General features: G+C 36.8%; 10 protein-coding genes. 5 read left to right on the forward strand and 5 right to left on the reverse strand.

The annotated features are described in order from the left end of the window. Nucleotides 1-157: 157 nt before the first annotated feature. Nucleotides 158-2,992: a DNA polymerase I gene (gene polA, locus FN817_RS19275; protein ID WP_142719340.1), complete on the forward strand. Its 2,835-nt coding sequence runs from the start codon at nt 158-160 to the stop codon at nt 2,990-2,992. A gap of 162 nt (nt 2,993-3,154) precedes the next feature. On the opposite strand, the gene FN817_RS19280 is transcribed toward polA, so the two are convergent. From FN817_RS19280 to FN817_RS19290, 3 genes are read right to left on the reverse strand one after another with little or no spacing between them, the layout of a single operon-like run. Next, on the reverse strand, nt 3,155-3,715 hold the full coding sequence (locus FN817_RS19280) for a hypothetical protein (RefSeq protein WP_142719341.1): 561 nt from the start codon (nt 3,713-3,715) through the stop codon (nt 3,155-3,157). A gap of 7 nt (nt 3,716-3,722) precedes the next feature. Beyond that, entirely contained in the window at nt 3,723-4,121 is a 399-nt protein-coding gene (locus FN817_RS19285; RefSeq protein ID WP_142719342.1) for an immunity 22 family protein, read from the reverse strand. 10 nt (nt 4,122-4,131) lie between these two features. Further along, nucleotides 4,132-4,689, reverse strand: a complete 558-nt coding sequence (locus tag FN817_RS19290) for a YdeI/OmpD-associated family protein (protein ID WP_142719343.1) — start codon at nt 4,687-4,689, stop codon at nt 4,132-4,134. A 146-nt stretch (nt 4,690-4,835) separates the two neighbouring features. Here FN817_RS19290 and FN817_RS19295 point away from each other — a divergent pair, with 146 nt between their 5' ends. Next, nucleotides 4,836-5,483 carry an MgtC/SapB family protein gene (locus FN817_RS19295; protein WP_142719344.1) on the forward strand — a complete coding sequence of 216 codons (648 nt, stop codon included), beginning with the start codon at nt 4,836-4,838 and terminating at the stop codon, nt 5,481-5,483. A gap of 41 nt (nt 5,484-5,524) precedes the next feature. Here FN817_RS19295 and FN817_RS19300 read toward each other — a convergent pair whose 3' ends face one another. Beyond that, nucleotides 5,525-6,013, reverse strand: a complete 489-nt coding sequence (locus FN817_RS19300) for a copper resistance protein NlpE (protein WP_228451611.1) — start codon at nt 6,011-6,013, stop codon at nt 5,525-5,527. Nucleotides 6,014-6,288: 275 nt separating this feature from the next. On the opposite strand from FN817_RS19300, the gene FN817_RS19305 reads away from it, so the two are divergent. The 3 genes from FN817_RS19305 (at nt 6,289) to FN817_RS19315 (ending at nt 10,571) form a co-directional block, all read left to right on the forward strand. Then, on the forward strand, nt 6,289-8,427 hold the full coding sequence (locus tag FN817_RS19305) for a S46 family peptidase (protein ID WP_142719345.1): 2,139 nt from the start codon (nt 6,289-6,291) through the stop codon (nt 8,425-8,427). Between the two features lie 72 nt (nt 8,428-8,499). Further along, entirely contained in the window at nt 8,500-9,498 is a 999-nt protein-coding gene (locus FN817_RS19310; RefSeq protein ID WP_142719346.1) for a polysaccharide deacetylase family protein, read from the forward strand. Further along, complete coding sequence (locus FN817_RS19315) at nt 9,495-10,571, forward strand: GNAT family N-acetyltransferase (protein ID WP_142719347.1); 1,077 nt, start codon at nt 9,495-9,497, stop codon at nt 10,569-10,571. Before FN817_RS19310 ends, FN817_RS19315 begins: the two co-directional genes overlap by 4 nt. A 93-nt stretch (nt 10,572-10,664) precedes the next feature. On the opposite strand, the gene FN817_RS19320 is transcribed toward FN817_RS19315, so the two are convergent. Next, complete coding sequence (locus FN817_RS19320; RefSeq protein WP_142719348.1) at nt 10,665-13,532, reverse strand: M16 family metallopeptidase; 2,868 nt, start codon at nt 13,530-13,532, stop codon at nt 10,665-10,667. Between the last annotated feature and the right edge of the window lie 1,826 nt (nt 13,533-15,358).

Consider the following 15,358-nt stretch of genomic DNA (forward strand, 5'->3'; position numbering starts at 1 on the left):
AATACAATTTTAAAAAAAAAGAACAGTATACCGACGGTATACTGTTCTTGTGTTTTCATGCACCTCCACCTTGAACCTTGAATCTCCATCCCCGAAACCCTTCCTCAAACTACCAACTTTTACTCCTATTTTCTTATATTTGTTCATTATTCAAAATATGGACGCAACACAAGATAAAAGGCTGTTTCTCATCGATGCCTATGCGATGATTTTCAGAGGATATTACGCATTAATCAGGAATCCGAGACTCACCAGTAAAGGGGTGGATACTTCTGCGATCTTTGGTTTTACCAATTCTTTGATCGAATTGATCAGAAGGGAAAAACCTACCCACCTGGCAGTAGTTTTTGACGTAGGACAGGCGAGTGTAAGAACTGATGACTATTCGGATTACAAAGCCAACAGAAGCGAAACTCCTGAGGCAATTAAAATTGCTGTTCCATATATCCACAGAATTCTTGAAGCCATGCATATTCCACGCCTGGGAGTGGAAGGTTATGAAGCGGATGATGTAATAGGTACTATTGCGTGCAAAGCAGAAAAGGAAGGATATACCACTTTCATGGTAACACCGGATAAGGATTTTGCACAGCTGGTTACAGATAACATTAAAATTTATAAACCAGGTTTAAAAGGTGGTGATATTGAAATTCTCGGAGTAGAAGAAGTAAAAGCAAAATACGAGATTGAAGACCCTAAGCAGGTAATTGATTTCCTTGCTATGATGGGAGATGCAGTGGATAATATTCCCGGGCTGGAAGGTGTGGGAGAAAAAACGGCGATGAAGTTCCTGAAAGAATTTGGAAATATTGAAACTTTACTAGCCAATACTGATAAGCTGAAAGGGAAGCTGAAAGAAAAAGTGGAAGCTTCTGCAGAACGTGGTATTTTATCTAAAAAATTAGCAACCATTATCTGTGATGCGCCTGTAGAATTCCATCAGGAACAATATGATCTGGAAACCCCGGATTTTGAAAAAGTAAAAGAAGTCTTTGATGAAATAGAATTCAGAAGACTTTACGAAAATCTTTACAGAGCTTTTGCACCTGCTCCAACAGAAACAGTGGTGGTGAGCGAAGTAGAAGTGAAGCAGACTCCTGCCGGTACAGAAATCAAAGGACAGGTGATGCAGCTTGATCTTTTTGCCAATTTTGAAGAGCTGGAACAGGCTACTTCTACAAAATCTACCATTGAACAGAACGATCATCTCTATCAGTTCATTGATAATCCCAAGGCTCAAAAAAAATTAGTTGATAATCTGTTACAGCAAAAAGTGGTTTGCTTTGATACGGAAACCACTTCATTAAACGAACTGGAGGCAGAATTGGTGGGAATGAGTTTTTCCTATAAAAAAGGACTTGCCTATTATATTCCGCTTTCTGAAGACAGAGCTGAAGTGCTGCAGACGTTAGAGATTTTCAGGCCGTTTTTTGAAAAAGAAGACCTGCTGAAAATCGCCCACAATCTGAAATACGATTATAAAGTTTTAAAACAATACGACATTACCGTTAAAGGAGCAATGTTTGATACCATGATTGCCCATTACCTGTTGAATCCGGACGGAAGACACGGTATGGATTACCTTTCAGAAGTATACCTGAACTATAAACCTGTATCCATAGAAACCATTATCGGGAAAAAAGGTAAGAAACAGGGAAGCTTCAGAGATGCAGATCTGAGAACACAGACAGATTATGCAGCAGAAGATGCAGATATTACTTTCCAATTATATGAACTTTTTGCACCACAGCTGAAAAAAGAAAATCTGGAAGAGCTTTTCTATAATATTGAAATGCCATTGATGGAAGTCCTGGCAAAAATGGAACTGGCAGGTATTTCTTTGGATGAAAAATGGCTGGCACAGGAAAGTGTAGATCTTGAAAATGACCTGAAGCAATTAGAAACCACAATTTTTGAACTTTCCGGAGAAGAATTCAATATGAATTCGCCAAAACAGCTGGGAGAAATCCTGTTTGAAAAAATGCAGCTGGATCCGAAAGCCAAAAAAACAAAAACAGGACAATATGCAACCTCAGAAGATGTTCTTCAGAAATTAAGTTCAAAGCATGAGATCATTAAGCATATTCTGGAATACAGAACTTATCAGAAATTAAAATCAACTTATGTAGATGCTCTGCCATCACAGATTGATAAAGAAGATAACAGGGTACATACCAATTTCTCACAGACTACAGCCGCTACTGGCCGTCTGGCGAGTGTAAATCCGAACCTGCAGAATATCCCGATCCGAACTTTGAGAGGACAACAGATTCGTGGGGCCTTTGTTTCAGGAGAAGGAAAGAAAATTATTTCTGCCGATTATTCACAGATTGAACTTCGTTTAATTGCTGAAATCTCGGGAGAGGATAATATGATCAAAGCGTTCCAGGACGGAGAAGATATCCACGCTTCCACAGCTGCAAAACTCTTTAAAATTCCTTTGGAAGAGGTTTCCAAAACCCAGAGAAGCCAGGCAAAGACTGTAAACTTTGGTATTATCTATGGACAGGGAGCTTTTGCATTGGCAGAACAGACCGGATTGTCCCGTACAGAAGCCAAGCAGATGATTGAAGCGTATTTTGAAACCTATCCAAAACTGAAGGAATACATGGCCGAGCAGGTGAATAAAGCACGTCAGCTTGGTTTTGTAGAAACCATATTAGGAAGAAAACGTCATTTGAAAGATATCAATTCCAACAATTTCGTGGTAAGAGGACATGCGGAAAGAAACGCAGTAAATGCACCGGTTCAGGGAAGTGCCGCAGATGTTGTAAAGCTTGCGATGATTAAAATAGACAGAGAACTTGAAGAACAACAGCTAAAAACAAAAATGCTGCTTCAGGTACATGACGAATTGATATTTGAATCTCCAACAGATGAGATTGAAGCCGCTTCAAAACTGATTAAAACTGAAATGGAAAATGCTTTAAAAACGCAGGTTCCGTTGTTAGTAGAAATTGGAGTAGGAGACAACTGGCTGGAAGCTCATTAATCAATATTGCAAATCATACTTTAAATAAAAAACTTCTGTCTTTTGGGCGGAAGTTTTATTTTTTTTCTACAGAATCGTATGCATTACTGACAACATGATCCAGGGAAACATTTTCAAATAAATATCTCTCCTTTTTTACCTGAACTTTTCCATAAGCTGTTTTTAGTAATGATAACCACTTTTGAAAGCTTCAAGTTTTATTTGCAGATCCTGTTTTATCTTCTCATTAATCGTTACCCATTGATGAGGATTATCAAGTTTGAAATCTTTATATATACCTAGTAATTCCTCAAAATTAGTTTTAAAAAGATTTAATTTCTCAAATACTCCGTTTTCAAAAAGGTCGATATATTCATCAAAACGGTAAAGAAGAAATTGCTCTTCATCGGTAAGCCGTTCTTCGTAAGAAATATGGGTGGCGGTTTCAAAGATATTTTTTAAAACTACTTTATTCTCATCTAGCAGATGATATAAAATTCCCAATACAGCTCTGGATGTGATTTCTGAATCTGAATCAAGAGTATTCTTGTTTAAGACCTGTATGATATCGTGTGTATTTGCACAAGTGGAAAGCTCAATGAATGCATATTCAGATTCATTCTCAGATGCCAATATGGAATCAGCCCAGCTAATAACCTTCTCTTTTCTGATCACACCATAATCTAAAAGGATTACAAAAACCTTCAGAAGATTCCGGTAATCCTTTATTGAAGCTCTTTTCATTTGAAGGCTAAATGTCATATTCTATTTCACCCACATAATGCAGTGAATAATCATCATTCTCTACAGAAACAGGATTAGGAATTACAAATCTTGTTGCAAAAATGATAGCATTCACTGGAGTATCCAGACTTAACTCATTCAGTTTGTTTTCCAGGATTGGAAGCCATTGGTCAGCATAAGAATATTCTGCAAACTTGTCATAAAGACTAAGTCTTTCATCTTCAAAACCATACTCTATAAAATCATCATCAAACCATTTGATGTTTTGTGATTCTGCGAATTTTGAAACATACTGATCATCAGTTTCCTCTTCTATATAATAATTTTCATCCTCTTCTACGAAACTATAAAATTCTTCTTCATTCTTGAAATACCCTAACCAGAAGTGTGAAATTTCTTTATCCATAATAATTTTTTTATTCTAATCTTTTTGATTGTTTACTTGTATCAATAGCTTTTTCAAGCCGTGAAAGCCTTGTTTTTTCCTGTTTGGCACTCATAATCCAGTGTATAATTACCTTTTTATAAGAAGGCGCCTGGCTTTCAAAAAATTCCCAGGCAGCCTGATGATTCTTAAACTGTTTCTGATAAACAGGATCAAAAGTAACTTCTGCTTTTTCATGGGAATAAATTCCGGATTTGTTCTCTTTTCTAAGGTCAAATGCTTTTTGCCCTGCTGGAGTCATCAATCCTGCTTTGGTGAGCTCTTCAACTTTCTTTATATTGATGTTACTCCAGATGCTGGAAGGTTTTCTTGGTGTAAAACGTATAGAATAACTTTCATGATCTATGGATTTTCTTACGCCGTCAATCCAGCCAAAACACAAAGCCTGATCTACAGATTCAGACCAGCTCATAGAAGGTTTTCCACTTCCGGTTTTGTAGAATCCCGTTAAGAGTTCTTTCTCATCCTGATGGTGCTTCTCAAGCCATTTTCTGAATGCTTCCTTTGTTGAAAAAAATGTAGGTTTCATAACTCCTGTATCTGCCTTTTACATTTAACCTGTAATATTACGAAAGTTTTCAGTCAAATAAAATCTTCTTGCCCCAAACAAAGTTCATTGATAACCCAAAAGATAAATTTTTATTGTAATTTTATTCTAGGTTTAAATTATAAAAAATGGATTTTCTTCAGGACCATTACGCTGTCAAAAATGAATTATTACTCATTCTTATTTCTGTTATTTTAGGACTGTTTATTGGTGCTGAACGTGAATACCGTAATAAATCTGCGGGTCTCAGAACTTTTATACTGGTTTGTTTCGGTGCCTGCCTGTTTACCATTCTTTCCATCAAAATAGGCGTTGGAAATCCGGATCGTCTCGCAGCCAATATCATTACAGGAATCGGATTTCTGGGGGCGGGAGTTATTTTCAAAGGAGACAATAAAATTGAAGGAATTACCACAGCAACCACTATTTGGGCAACGGCTTCTATTGGAATGGCGGTAGGTTCCGGATACATTTATATTGCAATGTTGGGAACCGCTTTGGTATTAGTTATTTTGAATGTATTAACTTACCTGCAGAATTTCATTGATAATTATAATAAAGTAAGGGAATATAAAATTGCTGTGACAGGTTCTGCGGATATTCAATATTGTGAAAATATCTTTAAAGAACACCACCTGAAATACCTGATGATCAAACAGCAGTATTCACCGGAAAGTTTAACCGTTATCTGGCGTCTTACCGGCAAAAATTCCCGTCATGAAGAAGTAATCAGACGTCTGGTAGATGACCCGAAAATCAAAGCCTATCAGTTTTAGAAGATATAAAAGCAAAAAAATAAAGGCCGAAGCCTTTATTTTTATTTTTTCTTGAATACATAGAGATCCTTGTTGGGACCATCAATTTCTTTTCCTTCCATATCAAGCTGGATCAGCATATTTTCACCCACTTTATATTTATAATTGGCAGATTTACCTTTTAAAGTAATCATGCTTCCCGTAGAATCCCATGCAAAAGAGCCTTTATCCTGGTTCTTTGAATTTCTGTCAAGATATTCTTCAGAAATGCTGAATGTTTTATCATTATTCAATGTTAAAGAAGTCTTGATTCCCGGGCAGTCAGCACAAGGAACTGTGGCTTCATAAGTACCGGCCCAGTCCAGTGCATTTTCAGAAGTATCACCAGCTGCTGTTGGAGTAGCTTTCGTGATGCTGTCTGTAGCAGCGGGTTGAACAGCAGTTGCAGAATCTGTGGTTGTACCGGTTGTTTCAGTCGTTTCTTTTTTAGAACATGAAGCAAGGAATAAAACCGCTCCCATTCCCAACATGAGCATTTTGCTTTTCATCATAATAATAGATTTAAATAGGTTTTTAATAATAAAGTTACTTCCAATCAACAAAAACTAAGCCAGAGGGGAGGTTTTAATGTTTAATGTTTAATGTTTAATGTTGCTGGTTGATAGTTGTCAGTATATGGTTCGGGTTTACTGTATAGATCATGAAATGAATTTTCTGCTTTCCCTTCATTAATACATTTTACAAAAACCTACTCTTAACAACTTTTCCGGCTGTTTTATAAGGTCTATTCTTATTTTTCTTTGTAAATTCGGGCAAAATTTTGATTATGACAAAAAAGATACTTTTATCTGTATTTCTTTTGCCAGCTGCAATGGCATTTGCACAACAATATGGAGGAATGTGGATTCCTATTGAGCTGAATGAAAAGGAAATGAAGGATTTGGGAATGAAGATTTCTGCAAAAGATATTTTCAACCCTCAGAAACCAAGCATAAAGGATGCGGTAGTACAGTTTAACGGCGGATGTACTGCAGAAATTATTTCGCCTAAAGGACTGCTTTTAACCAATCACCACTGCGGTTTCGGTCAGATTCAGGCGCATTCTACCGTTCAGAATGACCTTCTTTCAAACGGATTCTGGGCAAAAAATACACAGGGAGAATTGCCTAATCCGGGCGTAAAAGTAGACTTTATTGTAGATATAAAAGAAGTTACTGATCAGATTTTGGAAGGTACAGACAACCTGACGGAACCTGAATTGACTAAAAGGATTAACAACAATATTGAGGTTTATAAAAACGCTCAGAAAATTGAATCTTACCAATCGATCATGGTAAAGCCAATGTATTATGGAAACAAATACTATGCTTACACCATCGAAACCTATAAAGATATCCGTCTTGTAGGAGCGCCGCCTCAAAGCATCGGGAAATTCGGAAGTGATACAGATAACTGGGTTTGGCCTAGACATACGGGAGATTTCTCTATGTTCAGAATCTATGCAGATAAGAACAACAGGCCTGCAGAATATTCAAAAGACAACGTACCTTACGTTCCAAAACACTACTTACCGGTTTCTATAAAAGATAAAAACGAAAACGATTTTACTTTTGTGTTCGGATTCCCGGGAAAAACTACAGAATATCTTCCTGCAGTTGGCGTAGAGAAAATCATGAAGGATATTGATCCTGCAAGAATTGCGGTACGTGATGTTGCTTTAAAAACATTGGACGAAAAAATGCGTGTTGACAATGAAACACGTATCAAATATGCTTCAAAATACGCTTCTGTAGCGAACTACTGGAAAAAATGGATCGGTGAAGTAGAAGGATTGAAAAAATCCAATGCAGTAGAAAAGAAAGTAATGTATGAAGGTTCTCTGGTGGCTAAAAATCCGGAGATCAAAAATACACTGGATCAGTTGAATAAACTGTACAATGATCAGGCACCTTATGCATTAAACAATGCTTATTTTACAGAAGTGGTAAGAAATGCTGAGACTTTGAAGCTGGCCGGTGATTATTATGACTTTGTAGCTTCTGTAGAAGCGGGAAGAATGGATGAAAAGGAACTTACAAAGCTAAAAACAAAATTAACCTCTTTTTACAAAGATTACAGTGCAGAGCTTGATGCTAAAGTAACCGCAAAATTACTGGCTTTATACGCTAATAAAACAGCACCCCAGTTTTTACCGGCTGGTTTCAGCAAATATAAAGATGAAAGCCCGAATATTCCTGTAATAGAAGATATGTCTAAAAATTCTATCATCACAGGAAGAGCTGCTGTGAATGGGGGAACATTGACAGCAGATATTGATAAAGCGTTTTCTAACCAGGATAAACTGATCAAGACTTTAAAGAAAGATCCTATTTATCAGCTGTATGTTTCTATGAAAGAAACGTATATGAAAACTGCAGATCCACAGTATACTTCAATGCAGGCAAAAATTGATGCTTTACAGAAAAAGTTCATGGCACAGCAGATGCAGACGGATAAAGACAGAAAATTCTTCCCGGATGCTAACTCAACGCTTCGTGTAACGTATGGTAAAGTAAAAGGGTCTACACCTAGAGATGCGGTTTCTTATGGATATCAGACTCACCTGGCAGGAGTAATGGAAAAATATGTTCCGGGAGATTACGAATTTGATGTTCCAAAGAAACTGATTGACCTTTACAACAAAAAAGATTTCGGTAACTATAAAGATAAAACAGGTGACGTTCCTGTAGGATTCACTGCAACGAACCACACCACCGGAGGAAACTCAGGAAGCCCCGCTCTTGATGCCAACGGAAATCTTGTAGGATTGAATTTCGACAGACAGTGGGAAGGAACCATGAGTGACATCAACTATGATCCACGTTTCAGCAGAAACATCATGGTAGACACAAAATATATCCTTTTCATCATCGAAAAGTTCGCTGACTCAAAGTGGCTTGTTGATGAAATGAAAATTATAAAATAATTTTTAAAAGTTATACCTTTAAGAATCTATTTGAACTGAGCTTTGAATAGATTCTTTTTTATTTTAAATAAGATGAAAGACAGGATCATCAATGTTTTGGCAGCTTTTGAATCTGATAATATCGGGAAATCTTTTCCGCTGGATTACTGTTTACCACTTTATCACAGTGTTTCCGACAGAGAACTTCCCCATATAAAACATGTGATCCGTTATAAGAATACAAAACAGTTTGAAGAAGATCTTGATCATCTTGCAAAGAATTTCCGGTTTGTCAACTGGCAGGAGTTCAAAGATTGTATGTCCGGGGATTTTAAACCTGAGAAAAAGATTGCCCTGCTTACGTTTGATGACGGTTTCAGAGAGTTTTATGATATTGCGGCTCCCATTTTGGAACGAAAGGGAATTTATGCCTGCAATTTTGTAAACCCTGCTTTTATAGACAATAAAGATATGATGTTCAGATGCAAGGCCAGTCTTCTTGCGGATGCTCTTGAAAAAAAGAAAACCATTGATCCTGAAATTTATTTTATGCTATCGCTGCAGAACGCCGATAGAAGCATTTTAAAGAAGAAGATTTTATCTGTAAATTATCAGGAAAAAGATATTCTGGATCAGCTTGCTGAAAAACTTGAAGTGGATTTTAATGCCTATTCAAAAGAATTCAAACCCTATTTAAGCACAGAAGAGTTAAAAGAACTTGCCGGAAGAGGTTTCGGAATTTCGTCTCACAGCTGGGATCACCCGAAATACGGAGACTTATCTTTGAAAGAACAGATGGAAACTACGGATAAGACTTTTGCTTATTTGAAAGAAAACGGGTTCCTCTATGAAAGTTTTGCATTTCCGTTTACTGATTTTGAAGTTCAGAAAGATTTTTTTGATGAGCTTTTTAAAAATGAAGAAATCTACTGCAGTTTTGGCTGTGCAGGGATAAAGCTGGATAGTGTGAAGAGAAATTTTCAAAGAATTCCAATGGAAATGGGGGAGAGCGGAGAACAGATACTGAAAAAAGAAATGGCATACTTCAAACTGAAAAAGCTGATTAATAAAAATACGATTCTGAGAAAATGATAACGCTGAAAACATTCAACAGAAAAGAACTGGAAGATTTTATATCATCCGGAGCATTTTTGCAGTATGATTTTCTTCCTGTTACGAAACATCGAGCATTGTCCCATATTCGGAATCCTAAAGCATCAGAGGAAGATACCCTTCTTATTCTGGCTTTCTCTGAAGAAAGACTGATCGGTTATGTAGGATGCTTCCCGGATTATTTTGTCATTGATGGAAAAGAAATCAGATATGCGTGGCTGAGCACTTTGTATGCAAACCCTGAATACCGGAAAAAAAGACCCGCAAAAGCATTGCTGAAAAAGGTTTTTGAAGAATACGAAGGTAGAATTGCCATTACAGAATTTACCAAAGAAGCAGAAGCACTTTACAATATCATGGGTGTTTTTGAATATGTCTTTCCTAAACAGGGGAAGAGGTATTACTTCAGAACCGATGCCGCTAAAATGATTCCTGAAAAAAAACCGGGAACACAACCATTGAAACCGCTTTTTCAGACTTTGGATGCTGCTGCCAATGTATTCATCTCAATAAAAAACTTATCCATACAGAAACCGGATTTTAAATATGAAGTTCTTCCTCATATAGACAAAGAAAGTGCTGATTTTATGACTGAATTTTCCGGGGTACGCAATGCAGATGAAATCAATACTTTTATAGATTATCCATGGGTGTTGGAAGGTAAAAAAGATGAAAGATATCTCTTTTCAAGTTTTGCGGGTACATTTAAATATTTTTGGATTAAGATTTTCGATCAGAATAATCACCTCAAAGCTTGCTTACTATTGCAGCTCCGCGATGGATACCTTAAAATTCCTTACCTTTTTTCAACTTCTGATCTGGCTCAGGTTGTCAGGTTTTTAAATTACTTCATCGTTACCAATAAAGTGAAAGGATTTACCAGTTACCAGACCAGCCTGAATAAGGCAATACAGGAATCAAAAACGTTTTCCCATATCTATGACCGTGATTTTAAAAGAGAATATCTGTTTCATCAACAGCTGTTGGAGTTACTTCCCGACAATTTTAATCCCAACTATCAGGATGGAGACGGGGATTGTATGATGACGTAATAGAATTATAAATTATGAATTATCACTGATCAATTATCATTCATCATTTAAAAAAACAAACCGCCCGATAATGCTATCAGGCGGTTTGTTTTTTTAATGTCCGAAAATATCTTTCAGACTTACTTCTTTAAATGTTCCCATTTTATGGACGGCTTCCATATTCAGATTTTCTTTTTTACCGATAATGGCTGTATTAAAATCTATGGACTTCACTTCTGTCTGATAAAAATGTCTGATATCCTCAAATTTCAGATCCTGGATCTGTTTATAAATATCTTTTCTGAAATCATGATGAATATTCAGTTTCTTCAATCTTAATGTATTGAAAAATATATTATTTCGGGTAATCCTTGTTGAAGCAATCTGTTTCAGAGCAGCATTTCTGGCGTTTTCAAACTGAATAGGCACTTCAGGAAGTTCGTTCATCAGTTCATTCAGCGTATCCACAGCAATCATAAGTTTGTCAGGCTGAGTTCCAATATAAGTTGTTACATAATCAGGATGGTTAAGTTCAGAGTTGGCTGCATAAGAAACGTAAGCAGAATAAGCAAGACTCTTACTTTCACGCATCTCCTGGAAAACAATTGAAGATAATCCCCGTCCAAAATATTCATTAAATACATTGATCTTTCCAAAATGAAGCGGATTCACCAGATTTCCCTTTCCAATCTTGCTCATTTCCATCTGAACCATATCATAATTGATGAAATTTACATTTCCTCCGGTGGCGGGCTCTGGATATTGTTTAGCTTCCGGTATCTGAAGACTTTCAGTTTCTATATACTGACCAATATATCCCTTGAAATTCTCAAAGTTTTTACCATAGAAGAATACCTGATATGGATATTTGAAAAGCTTTTTCATTCTGTCAGTAAATACTTCAGAATTGCTGCTTTCAAGTTCCTTTTTCGAAATAACATCCGTAAAACGTGACTGAACACCCAGTTTGGTATAATTGGTCAGCGCTGTCATAATACGGTTTTTATCCTTCTTGATAGCCTCTCTGTTTTCCAGTACAGTTCCCACAAACTGATTGTAGATTTCCTGATCTGGTTTTACATCATGCATCCAGTGCTGCAGAAGAGTAATTCCCTTTTCTATATTTTCCTCCAGTCCGCTCAGAGAAATAATCAACTGGTCATTTGTGGTTTTGAAATCATTGCTGATCCCGATTTTAAAAAATTCCTTTTTTAAATCTTCGGGCGAAAGCGTATCCGTACCCAGGTATTGCAGCAACTGAGTGGAAATTCCGAGATCTCTGTCATTATCACTTCCAAAAGGGAAAATGAAATGCAGCTGTGCAATATCATTATAGTTGTTCTTTACGAAGCTTAATTTCTTTCCGTTAAGCTGATCGGTGGCAATCTCTTTCTGATAGTCGATAAATTCAGGCTTTATATCCTCCGTCTTATCCATTAAAATCTCTCTTAAAAAATCAGACTGAGTATCCCTGTTGATTTTTACAGGCGTGATACCCGGGTTTTCAACTCTGATTAATAGGTCGTTGACGCCTTTTTCTTTATTGACAACAACATAATTTTCTTTGAAAAAATCCCTGGCGAAATTTACTACATCTTCCTTCGTAAAAGCAGCATATTCATCCATCTCATTCAGTTCCTGCTCCCATGTTCTTCCTTTTATATAAGAATCGTACAGGTTCGTAGCAAGCCCTTCTGCTGTTTCAAGGCCTTTCATTCTCTGAATTTTGAAATCATTGATGATGGCTGGCAGCATCCAGTCCGGGAAATCACCTTTCTTTATCAGTTCAATTTCCTCCAGGACCATGTTCTTTGCTTCTTCCAGAGTTTGATTTTCTTTAGGTACGGCTACAATAGAAAAATATCCATATTGTCTTAAACCTACGGAAAATGCCTGAGCCCAAAGCATTTTTTGAGTCTGATTGATGTGCAGATCCAGTAATCCGGCTTCACCTCTGTTGCTGAGGATATTCGCAACAACATCTGCAAGCATGGCATTTCTTGTTCCATAGCTTTCCGTTCTCCATGCCAGTTGAGTGCGTGGAGTAGTGGGGCTTTTCACCGTTCTTGTGACAATCTCTGTAATAGGTTGTTCAATAATCGGTGTCTTTTTCGGAAGCTCTTTATAAGGTAAAGTGCCAAAATATTGATCAACTAATTGAATGGTTTCTTCAAAATCAAGATCACCAACCAGCACCATAGCATAGTTATTAGGAACGTAATATTCATCAAAATACTTATGAATAGCCTTCATAGAAGGGTTTTTCAAATGCTCCGGTCTTCCCAGTGTTGTCTGCTGGCCATTGGGATGCTTAGGGAAAAGAGCACTCATCAATTCATAGTTTACAAGCCTTGTATCATTATCCTGAGCTCTGTTGAACTCTTCATATACAGACTCCAGTTCCGTATGAAAAAGACGAAGTACAATTTCAGAAAATCTCTCCTTTTCTATTTTCAGCCACTTTTCAAGCTCGTTGTTCGGGATATTGTTTTTATATACTGTTTCATCAAACCACGTATGCGCATTCGTTCCTGTAGCTCCCAAAGAAGAAATAGCTTTGTCATATTCATTGGCAATGGCATATTGGCTGGCTTCCTGAGAAACTTCATCAATCTTTTTATATATTTCTTTTTTCTTTTCGGGATCCTGTTCTGCTTTATGCTCTTCATACAATGCTGAGATCTGGTCCAGAAGTACTTTTTCCCTTTCCCAGTTTTGAGTTCCGATTTGTGAAGTCCCTTTAAACATCATATGCTCTAGATAATGAGCCAGTCCTGTGTTATCTGCAGGATCATTATTGCTTCCGGTTCTTACAGGAATAAAAGTCTGTATTCTCGGAGCATCGAAATTTTGGGCAAGAAAAACTTTCAACCCATTTTTCAAAGTATAAATTCTGACGTTATTTTCGTCATGTGTTATCGTAATATATTCGTATTGGTTTTTATCAGTATGAACCGTTTCCTTATATTTTCTGTCTGTCATATAAAACTCATTTCACTCCTTAGAATCCGGAATGCACTACAAATGTATGAAATCAAAAAAAGATGATGGCCGGTTTTATGACAATTACATCTATGGTAATAGTTGAAAAGGTAAATCATAAGGATGAAAAACCTATTATAGAAAGGAAACAAAGGCTGCTGTCGGTACTTTCTTTTTTATTTAATATCTTTCATTACTATATATAAGTATAACCTTTACTATTCATTATTATATAGTACGATTTTTTTCAGGAGCTTTATCCTGCTATCCATTCCTACTCCTCGCGCCGATACTTTCCCACGCGCAAACCCATCTGCTCTCCAACCCAGGCTGCGGGGTAACCATTTCTATCAGGGCTAGGGAGGAATTATAAATTATGAATGATGAATGATGAATGATGAGTTTCGGGGTAGGAGGGTTTCGGGTTTCTATGCAGAAAAGGAACATTGGTGTTGAATTTTCATATTCCTGATTTCTATAGAAGGTGGTTAGTGAGTATAAATCTCTAATCCCATTGTGTCAGCTGGAATCCCAACTTCTTTACGAGAGCTCTTAAAGGAAGTAAGTTGCCAGGATACTATTTAAGATTTTTTTTAGCAGTTAGTATTCGCAGTGTCATGCTGAGCTGAGTCGAAGCATTTTAATTAAGGTTATATCTGTGCTATTATAAATTTTACAGAAGAGTTTTGTCCAGACTCCTACGGAGTGACAATGCTAGAATAATAATGATTATAAAGACTATACCGAAGCCAAAACTTTTAAAAAGCTATTCTATATAATTATAATACTCTCATCCCGAATTATTCACCCTCACTCATACCCCGCACCCCGCATCTCGCACCCTTAAAACCCTCTCCAACGCTCAAACCACCTGCTCTCCAACCCAGGCTGTGGGGTAACCATTTCTATCAGGGCTAGGGAGAGAATTTATAAATGATGAATGATGAATGATGAGTTTTGGGGTAGGAGGGTTTCGAGTTTCGTGTTTCTATGCAGAAAAGGAACATTGGTGTTGAATTTTCATATTCCTGATTTCTATAGAATGTGGTTAGTGAGTATAAATCTCTGTTCCCATTGTGTCAGCTGGAATCCCAACTTCTTTACGAAAGCCCTTAAAGGAAGTAAGTTGCCAGTATGAGGTTTAAGATTTTTTTAGCAGTTAGTATTCGCAGTGTCATGCTGAGCTGAGTCGAAGCATTTTAATTAAGGTTATATCTGTGCTATTATAAATTTTACGGAAGAGTTTTGTCCAGACTCCTACAGAATGACAATGCTAGAATAATAATGATTATAAAGACTATACCGCAGCCAAAACTTTTAAAAAGCTATTCTATATAATTATATAATACTCTCATCCCGAATTATTCACCCTCACTCATACCCCGCACCCCGCATCTCGCACCCTTAAAACCCTCTCCAACGCTCAAACCCTCCAACTCTCCCGTCTCCTTCCAAACATTTGTTTAAAATTTTTGTTCCTTTGTTTCAGTAGATTAGGGTTAAATATTACGAAACGGTAAAATTTATGTTAAATAAACTTGTTTTGCTTTGTAATAAGTTGTTATCTTTGCCCCACTGAAAAACGAGAGTATATCAGTAGCGCAGAAGAGCTTTTAGATAAGCTAAGACATTAGGATACTTCAAAAAGAGACAGGCGAAAAAACTTTAAAATTTTTTACAAAAAGAGTTGTGAGTTTAAAAAGAGTTTGTATCTTTGCAGTCCCAAATAACGGGAGCGCAGGAGTAGGGTGATTGAGGTAGAGAGAGGGATTAAGGTTACTTAAAAAACTTTAAAATTTTCTTTCAAAACATTTGGTCATTAAGAA

Origin of the sequence: Chryseobacterium rhizoplanae, from assembly GCF_900182655.1 — a bacterium.
GTDB classification, from domain to species: domain Bacteria; phylum Bacteroidota; class Bacteroidia; order Flavobacteriales; family Weeksellaceae; genus Chryseobacterium; species Chryseobacterium rhizoplanae.

Excerpts from the sequence above, each read along its gene's own strand:
- FN817_RS19290 (WP_142719343.1), bottom strand. The coding sequence starts at position 4,689 with ATGAAACCTACATTTTTTTCAACAAAGGAAGCATTCAGAAAATGGCTT.
- FN817_RS19305 (WP_142719345.1), top strand. The coding sequence starts at position 6,289 with ATGACAAAAAAGATACTTTTATCTGTATTTCTTTTGCCAGCTGCAATG.
- FN817_RS19315 (WP_142719347.1), top strand. The coding sequence starts at position 9,495 with ATGATAACGCTGAAAACATTCAACAGAAAAGAACTGGAAGATTTTATA.
- FN817_RS19280 (WP_142719341.1), bottom strand. The coding sequence starts at position 3,715 with ATGAAAAGAGCTTCAATAAAGGATTACCGGAATCTTCTGAAGGTTTTT.
- FN817_RS19320 (WP_142719348.1), bottom strand. The coding sequence starts at position 13,532 with ATGACAGACAGAAAATATAAGGAAACGGTTCATACTGATAAAAACCAA.
- FN817_RS19285 (WP_142719342.1), bottom strand. The coding sequence starts at position 4,121 with ATGGATAAAGAAATTTCACACTTCTGGTTAGGGTATTTCAAGAATGAA.
- FN817_RS19310 (WP_142719346.1), top strand. The coding sequence starts at position 8,500 with ATGAAAGACAGGATCATCAATGTTTTGGCAGCTTTTGAATCTGATAAT.
- FN817_RS19300 (WP_228451611.1), bottom strand. The coding sequence starts at position 6,013 with ATGATGAAAAGCAAAATGCTCATGTTGGGAATGGGAGCGGTTTTATTC.
- polA (WP_142719340.1), top strand. The coding sequence starts at position 158 with ATGGACGCAACACAAGATAAAAGGCTGTTTCTCATCGATGCCTATGCG.
- FN817_RS19295 (WP_142719344.1), top strand. The coding sequence starts at position 4,836 with ATGGATTTTCTTCAGGACCATTACGCTGTCAAAAATGAATTATTACTC.